The organism is Mycobacterium sp. PSTR-4-N (genome assembly GCF_022348085.1).
Classification (GTDB): Bacteria; Actinomycetota; Actinomycetes; order Mycobacteriales; family Mycobacteriaceae; genus Mycobacterium.
In genome coordinates this window covers 298,727-314,129 of record NZ_JAKRFN010000003.1, presented here as the reverse complement: position 1 = coordinate 314,129, position 15,403 = coordinate 298,727, and the positions used below count along the sequence as shown (strand labels likewise).

Below are 15,403 nucleotides of genomic sequence, written 5' to 3'. Positions count from 1 at the left end.
CGGTGTCGAATCGGGACGTTAGAACGCCTGTGTTTCTGTCAAATGTCTGTGTGTGACAGCCCGGTTAACCTGTTGGCCGACGCGGAAGTTGGTTTGCCGTTCACTCGGGCACGGTGAGTAGACCCCACCTGCCGGTAACGGTTTGAGTACCGTCGGACGATGTGATGGACATGCGAACAGCCACAGCCAAGCTCGGGGTGTCTCTGATGGTCGCGGCCGCGTCGGTGGCCCTCACTCCGGGTGTCGCGAGCGCCCAGCCGGAAGCTCACAAGGTCCAGTACACGGTGAGCGTCGCCGGGCCCTATCAGTTCGACGTGACGTACCTGGTGAACCAGCCGGCGGACAAGTCGGCCTACAACGCCGATGCGTACGCCTACCTGAAGCGCGACACCGTCACCATCGCCCCCGGGCAGCCGTGGACGTTCGAGACCACGCTGGCCGACCCGCAATGGGCCTACGTGTGGGCGAGCAGCACCACCAAGGGCGGGCAGGCGGCGCCGAACGCACACTGCGAGGTCGCCGTCGACGGACAGATCGTCATTCAGGGTGACCATCCGTACAGCCCGCTGTGCCAGGGCGCCCAGTGGTGAGTTGACCCGTCCGCTGCTCGGTCAGTCCGCGCAGCGGTTCGGGCAGCGGCCCGGTGTGCAGCACACCGAGCCGCTGGGTGGCCCGGGTGAGTGCCACGTACAGGTCGGCGGCCCCGCGCGGGCCGTCGGCCATGATCGTTTCCGGTGAGACCACGAGCACCGCGTCGTACTCCAGGCCCTTGGTGTCCGCCGGCGTGACCGCTCCCGGAGTGCCCGGAGGTCCGATCACCACGCTGGTGCCTTCCAACTTCTGCTCGCCCGCCACGAATTCACCCACGGCACCGGCCAGGTCGTCGTCGGTGACGCGGCGCGACCACGGCGCGACACCGCACGACCGCACCGATTCGGGCGGTGTCACGTCGGGGGCGAACTCGGCCAGCACCGCGGCAGCGATCGCCATGATCTCGCTGGGCGTGCGGTAGTTGGTCAGCAGCGGCCGGTACAGCCACCGGCGGTCGACGTACGGCTCGAGCGTCGCCTGCCACGAGGTCACCCCGGCGGCGGAGCGGCGCTGGGCCAGATCGCCGACGATCGTGAACGACCGGCGCGGACACCGCCGCATCAGGACCCGCCACTCCATCGCCGACAGTTCCTGGGCCTCGTCGACGACGACGTGCCCGTACGTCCAGTCCCGGTCTGCGGCAGCACGTTCGGCGAGCTCGCGGGTGTCACGTTCTTCGAAGCGCTCGGCGAGCTCCTCGGCGGCGATCACGTCGGAGGCCAGCAGCTGGTCCTCGTCGTCCATCAGGTCTTCGCGGCCGATCATCAGGTCCAGCACCCCGGCCGCGTAGGCGGCTTCCTCGCGACGGTCCTTCTCGGCGGCCGCCTCGGCCTTCTTGTCGCGGCCCAGCAGGTCGACCAGTTCGTCGAGCAGCGGCACGTCGGACACCGTCCACGCGTGCCCGTCGGTGCGGAGCAGGATCGGATCGGCCCCGGCAGCGCGTAGCCGCTCGGGAGATGAATACAGTTCGGCCAGAAGCGTTTCCGGCGTCAGCATGGGCCACAGCTCGTTCAGGGCCGCTGCGAAACCGGGGTGTTCGTCGAGTTCGTCGACCAGTTCCGAGCGCAGGTGCTCCCAGGCGTTGCGGTCCTCGCGGGTCAGCCAGCCTCTGCCGATCTTGGCGATCGCGCGTTCGGTCAGCGCCCAGGTCAGCACGTCGGCGAACACCGTGCGGGCATCGTTGTGCGTCTTGCCGCTGGCGCGGGCCTCGTCGACGGCCCACTGCGCGATGTCGGGATCGATGCGCACGGACACATCGGCCAGATCGATCGGAATCGGTTCGGCCGGAACGCGCTGCCGGTCGGCGACGGCCGCTGCGAGCACCGTGAGCATCTCCAGCGAGCCCTTCACGCGGGTGACCTCCGGGGTGTCCCGGGAGGCGACCTGCAGACCCGGGTACAGGTCACCGGTGGTCATGAACACGACGTTGGTCTCGCCCAGCGAGGGCAGCACGCGGCCGACGTGATCCAGGAACGCCGCGTTGGGCCCGACGACGAGGACGCCGTGGCTCTCCATGCGCTTGCGTTGGGTATAGAGCAGATAGGCCACCCGGTGCAGCGCGACGACGGTCTTGCCGGTGCCCGGCCCGCCTTCGATGACCAGCACCCCGGCATGGTCGAGGCGGATGATCTCGTCCTGTTCGGCCTGGATGGTGGCCACGATGTCGCGCATGCCGTCCCCGCGCGGTGCGTTGACCGCAGCGAGCAACGCCGCGTCGCCCGTGCCCCGGGAGCCGAGGTCCTCTCCTGCGTCGGGGCGGCCGAGGATCTCATCGGTGAAATCCAGCACGCGGCGGCCCATCGTGTGGAACTGGCGCCGGCGGCGCATGTTCTCCGGCGACGCGCCGGTGGCGACGTAGAAGGCGCGGGCGGCCGGCGCCCGCCAGTCGACGAGCAGCGAGGCGAAATCGTCGGATTCGTCGAGGATGCCGATGCGCCCCACGTAGACCGTCTCGCCGTCGATGCTGTCGAGCCGCCCGAAGCACAGGCCGCTGTCGGCGACGTTGAGCCGGGCCATCTGCCGGGCCAGCGCGCGCACCTCGGCGTCGCGTTCCACGAGCGTGCCGCCGGTGCCGCGCAACGCGTCGCGGTAGCGGTCCCGCACGCGCGTGCGCTCGGCGTCGAGGCGGTCGTAGAGCGTGGCGACATAGCGCTGTTCGGCGGCGAGTTCGGTGTCGTGGGTGTCAGTCGACATGGTGCCTGCCACGCTACTTGCTTGACACGGTTTCGAACGTGTGTTCGCATGGTGGCATGCGGTGGTCCGGTCAGGGGGTCGATGTCGACGACGGAGCGCTACCCGGTCTGCAGCGGCTCGGCCTGATCCGCAGCGTGCGCACGCCGGAGTTTCAGGGCATCACGTTTCACGAGGTGCTGTGCAAATCGGCGTTGAACAAGGTGCCCTCGGCGTCGATGCTGCCATTCCAGTACACCGTCAACGGTTACCGCGGCTGCTCCCATGCCTGCCGGTACTGTTTCGCCCGCCCGACGCACGAGTACCTGGACTTCGACAGCGGCCAGGACTTCGACACCCAGGTCGTCGTGAAGACCAACGTGGCCGACGTGCTGCGACGCGAGCTCCATCGCCCGTCATGGACCGGCGAGACCGTCGCACTGGGCACCAACACCGACCCCTACCAGCGGGCCGAGGGGCGGTATGCGTTGATGCCGGGCATCATCGGCGCGCTCACCGAGTCGGGTACCCCGTTCTCCATCCTCACCAAGGGCACATTGCTGCGCCGGGATCTGCCGCTGCTCACCGACGCGGTACGGCGGGTCGAGGTCAGTGTCGCGGTGTCACTCGCCGTCGGCGATCCGTTGTTGCACAGCCGGATCGAGCCGGGTACGCCGACACCGCAGGCCCGGCTGGGGCTGATCTCGGCGATCCGGGAGGCAGGGCTGCCCTGCCACGTGATGGTGGCCCCAGTGCTGCCACGGCTCACCGATTCGGTTGCCCACCTCGACGACCTGCTGGGCCGGATCGCCGCGGCGGGTGCGACCAGTGTCACGGTCTTCGGTCTGCATCTGCGCGGCAGCACCCGTGGCTGGTTCATGGACTGGCTGGCGGCGAGCTACCCAGATCTGGTGGGGGAGTACCGGCAGCTCTACCGGCGCGGTGCCTACCTGCCGGCCGACTACCGGGCGATGCTCGCCCAGCGTGCCGCCCCGCTGATCGCCAATCACGGTCTGGCGCCGGGTCGCTCGTTCCGGGAGGCCGGTGCGCGCCGACCTGCACCCGCCCCGGCGCCCCCGGTGCAGCCGGCGTTGTTCTGATGCTCTCAGGCGAGCAGAGCCGACCGCAGGACGTCGAGCGGCAACCCGCCCAGATCCAACGCCTGCCGGTGGAACTCCCTGAGCGACAAGCCATTTCCCGTGACCGTGTCGCGCAGCTCCTGCCAGATCCGCTGACCGATGGCGTACGACGGCGCCTGTCCCGGCCAGCCCAGGTAGCGGTCCAGTTCGAAGCGCAGGTTTTCCTCGGCCATCGCGCTGTGCGATTGCAGGAACGTCCAGGCCCGCGCCGCGTCCCACGTGCCGCCGTCGGGCGCGGGTAATCCGCAGTGCACGCCGATGTCGATCACCACCCGCGCGGCGCGGAAGCGCTGTGCGTCGAGCATGCCCATCCGGTTGCCGGCATCGTCGAGCCAGCCCAGCTCGGCCATCAGCCGTTCGGCGTACAGCGCCCAGCCCTCGCCGTGCCCGGACACCCAGCAGCCGAGCCGGCGCCACCGGTTGAGCTGATCGGCCAGCACGACGGCGCGCCCGATCTGAAGGTGATGCCCCGGTACGCCCTCGTGGAAGACGGTGGTCATCTCCTGCCAGGTGTGGAACGTGTGCACGCCGGCGGGCACCGACCACCACATCCGCCCCGGTCGCGTCAGGTCCTCCGACGGTCCGGTGTAGTAGATGCCGCCGGTGTTCGTCGGCGCGATTCGGCACTCCAGCCGGCGCAGCGGCGGCGCGATGTCGAAGTGCGTGTCGGCCAGCGCGTCGACGGCTTTGTCGGACAGATCCTGCATCCACTGCGCAAGCGCCTCGGTGCCGTGCACAAGGTAGCGCTCCTCGCCGTCGAGCCGGCGCAGCGCCTCGGTCGCGCTCGCTCCCGGATACAGCCGGTGGGCGATCGAATCCTGCTCGGCGACAATCTCGTTCAACTGGTCCAGGCCCCACGCGTAGGCCTCGTCGAGATCCACCGAGGCGCCGAGGAAGGAGCGGGACAGCACCGCGTAGTCGTCGCGTCCGCACGCGTCGACCTCGCGGGCGCGGGGGCCGATCTCGTCGCGGAACACCCCGACCAGCGCGGCGTACGCGTTGGCGGCGTCCTCGGCGCACCGGCGCAGTTCGGCGTGCAGCGTCAGATCGTGGGGTACGGCGTCGGCGACCATGTCCAGATACAGGTGCTGGATCTGACCGGCCTGGGCGATGCCCCGGCGGACCTGCCGGGCAGCGGGAGCGCGGCCGGCCGCCACTGCTGCGCGCAGCGCTTCGGCGTATCCGGACACCCGCTCGGGCACACGCGCCAGGCGCCGGCCGATGGTGGCCCAATCCTCGGCGGTGTCGGTCGGCATCAGGTCGAACACATCGCGCATCGTCTGCAGCGGCGAGGCGATCACGTTGAGCTCGCCGACATCGAGACCGGCGTCGTGCAGGTCGAGTAGCACGGTGAGGCGTTCGGTCAGTGCGGCGGCGGTCACCACGTCGGCGTCGTCGGCGGGGTCGGTCGCATCGAGCTCCCGCAGAGCTGTGCGCGCGGCATCGGCGCGGGCCGCGCAGCCCGCAGGGGAGTAGTCGGTGAGTTGATCGTCGAACCCGGCGATGCCCGCCTCCGTCGCACCGCACGGGTCCAGCTGCGCCCAGGTGTCGAGGTAGCGTTCGGCGACGGCGTCGACGGCCGTGGCTGCCCTAGCCAAGGTCGCGGGCCGCGAAGGTGTCGCACTGGGCGGGCTCGCCGGTCTGGTAGCCGGTGGTGAACCACTTCTGCCGCTGCTCGGAGGACCCGTGGGTCCACGACTCCGGATTGACCCGGCCCGTCGCCGAGCGCTGGATTCGATCGTCACCGACCGACGCCGCGGCCGACAGCGCGTCGGCGATGTCCTTGTCGCTCAGCGGTTCCAGAAACGGCACGCCGGTGCTCTCCTGTTTCGTGATGGCGGCGTAGTGAGCCCAGGCCCCGGCGTAGCAGTCGGCCTGCAGCTCGGTGCGCACGCCGGCGCCGCTGGCGCCCTGCGGGTCCTGCTGGGCCCGACCCAAGACCCCTTCCAGGTTCTGCACGTGGTGGCCGAACTCATGGGCGACAACGTACTCCTGCGCCAGCGGCCCTCCACTGGAACCGAATTGGGTCGTCAGGACGTCGAAGAAGTCGGTGTCGAAAAACGCCGTCTGGTCGACCGGGCAGTAGAACGGCCCCATGTCGCTGCTCGCCTGCCCGCACCCGGTGTCGACCCCGCCGGTGAACAGCCGCACCTTCGGACGGGTGTAGCCCGGCATCAGCTGGGCCCAGACGCCATCGACGGAGTTGCCGGTCGCGATCACCCGGCACTGGACGATCGCGTTGGCGTCGGCGCCCGTCTTGCACTGGCTGGTGTCGAAGCCGGGCGTCTCGGCGGTCTGTGCACCGCCCTGCTGCTGCGGGATCACCGAACTGGGATCGACCCCGAGGAACAGCGCCACGACGACGATCAGGAGCCCGCCCAGGCCGCCGCCGACGGCGATGCCTCGGCCCGGGCCGCGCCCACCCCCGCTGGTCGACGTGGTGCTGGTATCGATCTGCATGCCCTCGTTGAAGGTCATGGCCCCACCTCGCTTCGCCGCCGGGCCCGCATCCCGGGCCCGTCAAGAATCGCACACTACGATTCGCGCTGTGGCAGTCGTCGCCGGACCATCCACCGTCGTGCGTACCTCTCTCGGGGAGCTGCGCGGTGACCTCGAGGGCGGCATCGGCGTGTGGCGCGGGGTGCCCTACGCCGAACAGCCGGTCGGGCCGCGGCGATTCCTGGCGCCGACGGCGGCGAAGCCGTGGGGCGGGGTGCGCGAGGCGCTCGAGCACGGTCCGTTGCCGCCGCAGACCACGTCGTTCGTCGGGGGCGGCCGCGACGATCCCAAGGTCCGCGACGAGGCCTGCCTGACGGTCACGATCTGGTCGCCGGACACCACGGCCTCACTGCCGGTGATGGTGTGGATTCCCGGCGGCGCATTCGTCTACGGCGCCGGGCAATTCCAGCTCTACAACGGGTCGCGGCTGGCGGCCAACGGCAACGTGGTCGTCGTCAACGTGACCTATCGGATCGGGGTGTTCGGCGGCCTCGAGCTCGGGGACCTGGGACCGGGTTTCGACGACAACCTCGCCCTGCGCGATCAACTCGCGGCGCTGCGCTGGGTGCGCGAGCACATCGCATCGTTCGGTGGCGATCCGGATCGGGTTACGGTGTTCGGCGAGTCGGCGGGAGCGACATCGGTGCTGGCACTGCTGGCCTGCCCCCAGGCCGGCGGGCTGTTCCACCGCGCGATCGCCCAGAGCCCGGCCCTGCCGCTGATCGCCGATCGGGAGCTGCGCGCGCAGCGGGCCCGCGATTTCCTCGACCAGCTCGGTGTGCCCGCCGCCGAGGTCAAGGAGCTGCCGCAACGGCAGCTACGGCGTGCCGCGGGTCAGGTGCAGCTGGCGAGTGCGGCGCAGACGCCCACGCTGGCCTATGGGCTGACGCACGGCACCGAGCTGCTGCCCCGGCATCCCATCGATGCGGCGCGCGCCGGAGAACTCGCCCGGATACCGCTGATCATCGGCACCAACAGCCACGAGGCGACGATGTTCGCCTGGACTCGCCCGCCGATGCTGCCGACCACGCGGGCGACGGTGCACGCATACTTCGATCGGGTCGCTCCCCACGCCAAAGAGGCCGTCCTGCAGGCCTATCCGCGCTATCCGCGACGCAGCGCCCTGCTCGCCATCGGCTCGGACGTGATGTTCGGCGGACCTGCGTGGGCGTTCGCCGACGCCTACAGCTCGCGCGCGCCGACCCGGATGTACCGGTTCGACCATGCCGGGCTGAGCCTGCGTCTGCTCGGGCTCGGCGCGACCCACGGCAGTGAGATCGTGCACGTCCAGCACAGCTATGCGTCGTTCATCGGGCGCAAGCTGCATCCGCTCGGGCGCCGCTTCCCGCCGTCGGTGGGCGTGCGCATGCAACGCACCTGGCTCGACTTCGCCTGCAGCGACCGCGTGCACGACGAGGCGAACTGGCCGCTGTACGACACAGAGCATCGCCGCACCCGGCTGATCGCCACGAGGCGGGACGCGGTCGAGGACGACCCGGACCGGATGCGCCGCCGCGCATGGGCCCGAATCTACTGAGGTCCGAACCGCTGATCGGTGTAGCGGCGCAGTTCGTCGAGGAAACGCTGGCACATCCGGTTCATCACCGGCGCACCCAGGAACAGGCCGGCGCGTCCGGCGAGGTTCGCGGGCTGCAGCGCCATGATCCAGGTCAGGTGGCAGCCCCGTGATGTCGGCACCACGCGGTAATCCTCGGCGAACGCGGCCATGCTCGACGTGCTGGCCTCGTTGAAGCGAAATGCCATGCGTTCGAACGGGTCCCAGGCCAGGAACTCCTCCTTGCCGGTGATCCCGCCGCGCATCTCGACGGTGCGCGTGGTCCCGACGCCACGCGGTGGCGGGCTGGTCCAGGTGACCTTGGTGATCACGGTGGCCCAGTGTGGCCAGGACTTCTCGTCGGCCAGCACCTCGAACAGCTGCGCGGGCGTGATCGCGAGATCGACGGTGCTGATGATGCGGTACGGCGCAGACTCCAGGAAGTCCAGGCCGACACGGGCGCAGGCGTGCATGGCCAGCACCTTAGTCAGGACGGCGGGGCCCACCTCTAGACTGGATCGTCGATCACCGCTGTTTCCGAAGGAGTTTTTCGTGCTGCGTACCCGCACCGCCGGATCGTTGCGTGCCGCCGACGCCGGTCAGACGGTCACGCTGGCCGGCTGGGTGGCGCGCCGACGTGACCACGGCGGCGTCATTTTCATCGATCTGCGCGACGGTTCCGGGGTGTCTCAGGTGGTGTTCCGGGAGGGAACCGTCCTCGACCAGGCGCACCGGTTGCGCTCGGAGTTCTGCGTCGCCGTGACGGGCGTCGTCGAGATCCGGCCCGAGGGCAACGCCAACGCCGAGATCCCCACCGGCGAGGTCGAGGTCAACGCGACGTCGCTGACGGTGCTGGGGGAGAGCGCACCGCTGCCGTTCCAGCTCGACGAGACCGCCGGCGAGGAAGCCCGACTCAAGTACCGCTACCTGGATCTGCGCCGCGAGGGCCCCGGGAAAGCAATCCGGTTGCGCTCCAAGGTGAATGCCGCCGCGCGCGGCGTGCTGGCCGCCCACGACTTCGTCGAGATCGAGACGCCGACGCTGACGCGCTCGACACCCGAGGGTGCACGCGATTTCCTGGTGCCCGCTCGCCTGCAGCCCGGTTCCTTCTACGCGCTGCCGCAGAGCCCGCAGCTGTTCAAGCAGCTGCTGATGGTCGCGGGCATGGAGCGCTACTACCAGATCGCGCGTTGTTATCGCGATGAGGACTTCCGCGCCGACCGCCAGCCCGAGTTCACCCAGCTCGACATGGAGATGAGCTTCGTCGAGGCCGACGACGTGATGGCGGTGTCCGAAGAAATTCTGCGCGCGCTGTGGGCACTGATCGGCTACGACCTGCCGACGCCGCTGCCGCGCATCAGCTACGCCGAGGCGATGCGCCGGTTCGGCAGTGACAAGCCCGATCTGCGGTTCGGGGTGGAGCTGGTGGAGTGCACGGAGTACTTCGCCGACACGCCGTTCCGCGTGTTCCAGGCGCCGTATGTGGGCGCGGTGGTGATGCCGGGCGGCGCCTCGCAACCGCGCCGCACGCTCGACGGCTGGCAGGAGTTCGCCAAGCAGCGTGGGCACAAGGGACTGGCGTACGTGCTCGTCGGTGAGGATGGGGAGCTGACTGGACCCGTCGCCAAGAACCTGTCCGACACCGAGCGCGATGGGCTGGCCGCCCATGTCGGGGCACAGCCGGGTGACTGCGTGTTCTTCGCCGCAGGCACTCCGAAGGCGGCGCGGGCGCTGCTGGGCGCCACACGCATCGAGATCGCCAAGCGCCTCGACATGATCGATCCGAGCGCGTGGGCCTTCACCTGGGTGGTGGACTGGCCGCTGTTCGAACCGGCCGACGACGCAACGGCCTCCGGCGACGTCGCCGTGGGGTCCGGGGCGTGGACCGCGGTGCACCACGCCTTCACCGCGCCCACGCCCGAGTCCGAGGCGACGTTCGACACCGATCCGGGCTCCGCACTGGCCAACGCCTACGACATCGTCTGCAACGGTAACGAGATCGGCGGCGGCTCGATCCGTATCCACCGCCGCGACATCCAGGAGCGGGTGTTCGCGATGATGGGCATCGACCACGACGAAGCCCAGGACAAGTTCGGATTCCTGTTGGACGCGTTCACCTTTGGCGCTCCGCCGCACGGGGGTATCGCGTTCGGCTGGGACCGGATCGTCGCGCTGCTCGCCGGTGTCGACTCGATCCGCGAGGTGATCGCGTTCCCCAAGTCCGGCGGCGGAGTCGACCCCCTGACCGATGCCCCGGCGCCGATCACGCCGCAGCAGCGCAAGGAATCCGGCATCGACGCGAAACCGGAGAAGGCGGGCAAGCCGTGAGCGACATCGACAAGACCAAGCTGTACTCCGACACGGCGGCGCTCGACGACTTCAACCGGAAGATCGTCGAGGAGTTCCGCGCCAACGGCGGCACAGTCGGCGGCCCCTTCGAAGGTGGCACGCTGCTGTTGCTGCACACCGTCGGTGCGAAGTCGGGAGAGCCGCGGTTGTCGCCATTGGCCTACCTGACCATCGACGAGAAGATGATCATCGTCGGCTCCTACGCCGGCGCGCCGAAGAACCCGGCGTGGGTGCACAATTTGCGGGCGAACCCGCGTGCCCGCATCGAGGTCGGCACCGAGACGTGGGACGTCGAAGCGCGCGAGTTGCCCGCCGACGAACGCGACGCGACATGGCAGAAGGTCGTCGAGTACTCGCAGGTGTTCGCCGGCTACCAGGCGAACACGTCGCGAACGATTCCGCTGTTCGAGCTCGTTCGGGAATAGATCCGGCCCCGCCGGGGTCGTCCTCCGGTGTGAGTGACACCGAATTCAACTCAGAAGAACTCGCCGCCAACCGCGATGCACTGGACCAGATGAATCGCCAGGTGGTCGAGGAGTTCCGCGCCAACGGCGGAAAGGTCGGCGGCATGTTCGAGGGCTCGCCCATCGTGCTGCTGACCACGACCGGCGCCAAGTCGGGACAGCCCCGGCTGTCGCCGCTGGTGTACTTCGACATCGACGGCCGGATCCTCATCGCGGGCTCCATGGGTGGCGCGCCCAAGGCCCCGGCGTGGGTGCATAACCTGCGCGCCCACCCTGACGTTCACGTCGAGATCGGCGAGGACTCCTACGACGCCGTGGCCAGAGAACTGCCCCGCGAGGAGCGCGACGCGGTCTACCCGCGCGTCGTCGAGAAGGCACCGCAGTTCGGGGAGTACCAGGCCAAGACGACCCGGGTCATCCCGCTGTTCGAGCTCACGAGGTGACCTTGGCGGCCAGCGCCGCCAGCTTGTCGTCGAGAGCCGCTGCGGCGGCGCGCAATTCGTTGTTGGATTCGACGAGCATCAGCGACGACGGTCGGACATAGGTGAGGCTGCTGCCGTCGTCCTCGTCGAGGATCACCGCTTCGACCGGAACGAACAGCCCTGCCGTCTGGTCGTGCCGGAGCATCGTGATCGCGATCAACGGGTTGCCGAGGATGACTCGCAGCACCTTGCGCTCGATACCGGCCTTGGTCACCCACGCGCCGTGGTCGAGCAGCGCGAACAGCATGAATCCGCTGGGCCCGACGTAGGGTTCGACGCGTCGCTGGTACGCCTCCCAGTCGCCGCCCGCGGCGCCGATCTCGGTGATCGGCACCGGCTGCTCGCCGATGTCGGCGAGCAGCGCGGCGACCAGCTCTTCGTAACCCTTCGTGCTGTCATAGCGCACCCGGACTCCCTCGAAGGGGGTCTCGGTCGGCATGTCAGAGCCGCTCGATGATCGTGGCGTTGGCCATTCCGCCGCCCTCGCACATGGTCTGCAGGGCGTAGCGACCGCTGCGCTGCTGCAGGGCGTGGACGAGCGTGGTCATGATGCGGGCGCCGCTGGCGCCCAGCGGATGCCCGATCGCGATCGCGCCGCCGTTGACGTTGGTGCGGGTCAGATCCGCGCCGGTGTCGCGGGCCCACGCCAGCACCACCGGCGCGAACGCCTCGTTGACCTCGAACAGGTCGATGTCGGCCAGCGTCAGGCCGGAACGAGCCAGCACCTTCTCGGTCGCGGGGATCACGCCGGTGAGCATGTACAGCGGGTCCGAGCCCACCGCGACCGTCGTGTGGATCCGGGCCAGCGGTGTCAGGCCCAGCCGGCGCGCGGCCGCCCCGCTGGTGATCATCACCGCGGCGCTACCGTCGGACAGCGGTGAGCTGTTGCCCGGGGTGATCCGCCAGTCGATCTGCGGGAAGCGCGCTCCGATGGCCTCGTCGTAGAACGCCGGTCGTAGACCGGCCAGGGTCTCGACCGTCGTGTCGGGACGGATGATCTCGTCGTGGGTCAGTCCCGCGATCGGCGCGAGCTCGGCGTCGAACAGGCCGTCCTTTGCGGCGCGGGCCGCCTTCTGATGACTTTCGGCGGAGAATTCGTCGAGCTCGGTGCGCGACAAGTTCCACTTCGCCGCGATCAACTCGGCGCTGATGCCCTGGGCCACGAGCCCGTCGGGGTAGCGCTGCGCCACTCCGTGGCCGAACGGGCTGCTGCCCGGCAGGACGGACGCACCCATCGGCACGCGGCTCATCGATTCCACGCCCGCGGCGATCACGATGTCGTAGGCGCCGGCGAGTACCCCCTGTGCGGCGAAGCTGATCGCCTGCTGGCTGCTGCCGCACTGGCGATCGACCGTCGTCCCCGGGACGGACTCCGGGAATCCGGCGCCGAGCACCGCATTGCGCGCGATGTTGAGCGCCTGGTCGCCGGCCTGGGTGACGGCACCGGCGATCACGTCGTCCACGTCGACCGGGTCGATTCCGGTGCGGGTGACGAGTTCGCGCAGGCTGTGGGCGAGCAGATCCGCGGGCAGCACGTCGTGCAACGAGCCGCTGGCCTTACCCTTACCGACGGGGGTGCGTACCGCGCCGACGATCACGGCGTCGCGGTCGGAGTAGTCAGCCATGTGTCCTCCTGAGACTCGACTCTGAGTACTGCCTTCTATACTCAGATGTAACAGCTGAGTTCACCCACAACAACCCAGCAGGAGAGTGATCTGCATGACAGTGCTGCAGGGGCCGTTGGCCGACCGCGACGCGTGGTCGGCGATCGGCAAATGCCCGATCGAGAAGACGATGGGGCTGGTGGGCACCAAGTCGGCGATGCTGATCATGCGGGAGGCGTCCTACGGCACGACCCGCTTCGACGACTTCGCACGCCGGGTCGGTATCACCAAGGCGGCCACCTCGGCCCGACTCTCCGAGCTCGTCGACGCGGGCCTGCTGACCAAGCAGCCGTACCGTGAACCGGGGCAGCGGGTCCGCGACGAGTACGTGCTCACCGAGGCCGGGGTGGAGTTCATGCCGGTGGTGTGGGCGATGTTCGAGTGGGGCCGCAAGCACCTGGGCGATCCGTCGCTGCGCCTGCGCCACCTCGGGTGCGGGGCGCAGGCGAGCGTCGATATCGTCTGCGAGAACGGGCATGTGGTGCCCCCAGACGAGCTGGGCGTGGCGCTCAGGTGAGGTAGACCTTGCGCAGCCGCTCCGTCACGGTCCACGTGGTCCGCGTCCCCTCGGCCAGCCGCACCACGTCACCGGCCACGAGCGTCAACGGCGCTGCGCCGTCGGCGAACTCCACGGTGGCACGGCCCGACAGAACGACGAAGATCTCGTCGCTCTCGACGTCGGTCATGACGCCCTCGGTCATCTCCCAGATGCCGACCTCGACCCCTCCGAGCGTGCCGAGCTCGACGCTGCCGGTCTGCGGTTGCCCGGCCACGCTCTGGTCGGCCGACACGTCGGTGAGTTCGACCGGCACGTGCGCGGCGCGCAGTGCACCGTTGGGCGCCAGCGCGGTCACCGCTGGGCCTGCCGGAACTCCTTGGCGGCGGCCATGAGTTCTTCCACTCGCGACTTCTCGGCCGGGTTCTCGAACACGCCGTCCTTCTTGAAATAGGTGCCGACGACGGCGCCATCGGCGACGGCGAGCTGGCTCGCGACGTTGTTGGCCCGCACCCCGGTGTTGACGAACACCGGTACGGCACCGGCGGCGTCCTTGACCACCTTGAGCGCCTCGGTGTCGGTCGGTGAGCCGGCGGTGGCGCCCGAGACGCAGATCGCGTCGGGCAACGTGGCGAACACCGTGGTGCGGGTGATCGCGGCCAGATCCCGATCGGCGAGGTATTGCGCCGATTCCGGGACGATGTTGAACAGCAGCTTGACCCCGGCGCCGCCGACACGGGCCCGGTGCCGCGCGACCTCGCCGACGTTGGTGTCCCACAGGCCGAAATCGCTGGCGTAGACGCCGGTGAAGATCTCCCGCACGAACGACGCACCGGTCGCGACCGCGAGGTCGATCGACGCGCGACCGTCCCACAGCACGTTCACCCCGTAGGGCACGCTGATGTCGGGCAGCAGTTCCCCGATGATGCGTGCCATCGTGATCGCGGTGATCGGTTCGGTCTTCGTCAGATACGGCAGGCTGAACTCGTTGCTGATCATGATCCCGTCGACACCGCCGCCCTGCAGCGCGTCGAGTTCGGTGCGGGCCCGCTCGAGCACCGCGGCGATGCCGCCTGCCGAGTCGTAGCCGGGATCCCCGGGCAGGGCGGACAAGTGCAGCATGGCGATGACGGGCTTGCGGACGCCGAAAACCTCGTCGAGCCAGGTGGTGGTCACGAAAAGTGCCTTTCTGTTGGAGAACAGCTCAGGGGGTAGGGGTCTCAGTCCATGTAGGCGCCGCCGTTGACGGCGAGCGCTTCCCCGGTGATGAACCGGGCGTCGTCGGAGAGCAGGAACGCGACTGCACGGGCGACGTCCTCGGGTTGTTCGAGCCTGCCCAGCGGGGTGTCGGCGAGCATCATGTCGCGTACACCGTCGGGGGTGGTGCGGCGCAATTCCGCTTCCCACTCCAATTCCCGTGACTGCATGGGCGTTTCGACATAACCGGGGCACACGCAGTTGACGGTGATGCCGTGCTCGCCGAGTTCGTAGGCCATCGCCTGGGTGAGACCGACGACGCCGAATTTCGAGGCCACGTAATCCGACAGGTACGGCACGCGACCCTGTTTGCCCGCCATGGACGCGGTGTTGACGATCGCGCCGGCCACGCCGGCGCGCACCATCTCCCGCGCGGCGGCCTGGCCGCAGACGAACACGCCCTTGAGGTTCACCGCCATCGTTTGGTCGTAGCGCTCGACGGGTGCGTCGAGGAAGCGGTGCATGAACGAGATTCCGGCGTTGCTCACCCAGGCGTGCAGGCCGAGACGTGCGGCCACGTCGGCGGCCAGTGCGGACGCGGCGGCCGCATCGGTCACGTCGAGCGCGGCGGCTTCGTGTCCGGCGCCGGCGTTCGGCAGCTCGGCGACCACGCCGGCGGCGGCGTCAGCGTCCAGATCGGTGACGACCACCCGCCAATCTCGGTGGGCCAGTTCACGGGCGATCGCGCGGCCGATGCCCGAGCCTGCGCCGGTCACCACGACGGTTCTGCTCATCAGG

At 69.3% G+C, this 15,403-nt stretch carries 16 protein-coding genes; 7 read left to right on the top strand and 9 right to left on the bottom strand.

The features are described 5' to 3' along the window. Positions 1-170 precede the first annotated feature (170 nt). Positions 171-590, top strand: a complete 420-nt coding sequence (locus MHN84_RS06605) for a hypothetical protein (protein WP_241203809.1) — start codon at positions 171-173, stop codon at positions 588-590. Here the strand turns inward: MHN84_RS06605 and helR are convergent. Next, on the bottom strand, positions 538-2,784 hold the full coding sequence (gene helR, locus MHN84_RS06600; RefSeq protein WP_241203808.1) for an RNA polymerase recycling motor ATPase HelR: 2,247 nt from the start codon (positions 2,782-2,784) through the stop codon (positions 538-540). The genes MHN84_RS06605 and helR overlap by 53 nt on opposite strands. 56 nt (positions 2,785-2,840) lie before the next feature. On the opposite strand from helR, the gene MHN84_RS06595 reads away from it, so the two are divergent. Beyond that, the gene (locus MHN84_RS06595; RefSeq protein WP_241203807.1) at positions 2,841-3,860 is read left to right on the top strand and encodes an Rv2578c family radical SAM protein; all 1,020 of its coding nucleotides are present in this window, start codon (positions 2,841-2,843) and stop codon (positions 3,858-3,860) included. A 5-nt stretch (positions 3,861-3,865) separates the two neighbouring features. Here the strand turns inward: MHN84_RS06595 and MHN84_RS06590 are convergent, their stop codons facing one another. Together MHN84_RS06590 and MHN84_RS06585 are read right to left on the bottom strand one after the other, a co-directional pair. Then, entirely contained in the window at positions 3,866-5,497 is a 1,632-nt protein-coding gene (locus MHN84_RS06590) for a DUF885 domain-containing protein (protein ID WP_241203806.1), read from the bottom strand. Then, positions 5,490-6,377, bottom strand: a complete 888-nt coding sequence (locus MHN84_RS06585; RefSeq protein WP_241203805.1) for a neutral zinc metallopeptidase — start codon at positions 6,375-6,377, stop codon at positions 5,490-5,492. Before MHN84_RS06585 ends, MHN84_RS06590 begins: the two co-directional genes overlap by 8 nt. Between MHN84_RS06585 and MHN84_RS06580 the strand changes: the two genes are divergently transcribed. Then, on the top strand, positions 6,358-7,935 hold the full coding sequence (locus MHN84_RS06580) for a carboxylesterase/lipase family protein (RefSeq protein ID WP_374238323.1): 1,578 nt from the start codon (positions 6,358-6,360) through the stop codon (positions 7,933-7,935). The two genes, MHN84_RS06585 and MHN84_RS06580, sit on opposite strands and share 20 nt — an antisense overlap. Here the strand turns inward: MHN84_RS06580 and MHN84_RS06575 are convergent. Further along, positions 7,929-8,426, bottom strand: coding sequence for an SRPBCC family protein (locus tag MHN84_RS06575; RefSeq protein ID WP_374238322.1), 498 nt, complete (start codon positions 8,424-8,426; stop codon positions 7,929-7,931). The two genes, MHN84_RS06580 and MHN84_RS06575, sit on opposite strands and share 7 nt — an antisense overlap. A gap of 58 nt (positions 8,427-8,484) precedes the next feature. Here MHN84_RS06575 and aspS point away from each other — a divergent pair, with 58 nt between their 5' ends. From aspS to MHN84_RS06560, 3 genes are all read left to right on the top strand, one after another. After that, positions 8,485-10,281: an aspartate--tRNA ligase gene (gene aspS, locus MHN84_RS06570; RefSeq protein ID WP_241203883.1), complete on the top strand. Its 1,797-nt coding sequence runs from the start codon at positions 8,485-8,487 to the stop codon at positions 10,279-10,281. Continuing rightward, entirely contained in the window at positions 10,278-10,727 is a 450-nt protein-coding gene (locus MHN84_RS06565) for a nitroreductase family deazaflavin-dependent oxidoreductase (RefSeq protein ID WP_241203803.1), read from the top strand. Before aspS ends, MHN84_RS06565 begins: the two co-directional genes overlap by 4 nt. Before the next feature lie 89 nt (positions 10,728-10,816). Further along, positions 10,817-11,209, top strand: a complete 393-nt coding sequence (locus MHN84_RS06560) for a nitroreductase family deazaflavin-dependent oxidoreductase (RefSeq protein ID WP_241203882.1) — start codon at positions 10,817-10,819, stop codon at positions 11,207-11,209. Here MHN84_RS06560 and MHN84_RS06555 read toward each other — a convergent pair. Further along, positions 11,199-11,687, bottom strand: coding sequence for a DUF302 domain-containing protein (locus MHN84_RS06555; RefSeq protein ID WP_241203802.1), 489 nt, complete (start codon positions 11,685-11,687; stop codon positions 11,199-11,201). The genes MHN84_RS06560 and MHN84_RS06555 overlap by 11 nt on opposite strands. Position 11,688: 1 nt before the next feature. Beyond that, a complete protein-coding gene (locus tag MHN84_RS06550) occupies positions 11,689-12,873 on the bottom strand; it encodes a thiolase family protein (RefSeq protein WP_241203801.1) in 1,185 nt (394 codons plus the stop codon). A gap of 94 nt (positions 12,874-12,967) precedes the next feature. Here MHN84_RS06550 and MHN84_RS06545 point away from each other — a divergent pair, with 94 nt between their 5' ends. Beyond that, positions 12,968-13,429, top strand: a complete 462-nt coding sequence (locus MHN84_RS06545; RefSeq protein ID WP_241203800.1) for a helix-turn-helix domain-containing protein — start codon at positions 12,968-12,970, stop codon at positions 13,427-13,429. On the opposite strand, the gene MHN84_RS06540 is transcribed toward MHN84_RS06545, so the two are convergent. From MHN84_RS06540 to MHN84_RS06530, 3 genes are read right to left on the bottom strand one after another with little or no spacing between them, the layout of a single operon-like run. After that, positions 13,422-13,766: a cupin domain-containing protein gene (locus MHN84_RS06540; RefSeq protein WP_374238321.1), complete on the bottom strand. Its 345-nt coding sequence runs from the start codon at positions 13,764-13,766 to the stop codon at positions 13,422-13,424. The two genes, MHN84_RS06545 and MHN84_RS06540, sit on opposite strands and share 8 nt — an antisense overlap. Continuing rightward, the gene (locus MHN84_RS06535; protein WP_308192918.1) at positions 13,763-14,584 is read right to left on the bottom strand and encodes a BtpA/SgcQ family protein; all 822 of its coding nucleotides are present in this window, start codon (positions 14,582-14,584) and stop codon (positions 13,763-13,765) included. The genes MHN84_RS06540 and MHN84_RS06535 overlap by 4 nt, the downstream gene beginning before the upstream one ends. A gap of 44 nt (positions 14,585-14,628) precedes the next feature. Then, on the bottom strand, positions 14,629-15,399 hold the full coding sequence (locus MHN84_RS06530) for an SDR family NAD(P)-dependent oxidoreductase (protein ID WP_241203799.1): 771 nt from the start codon (positions 15,397-15,399) through the stop codon (positions 14,629-14,631). Positions 15,400-15,403 lie beyond the last annotated feature (4 nt).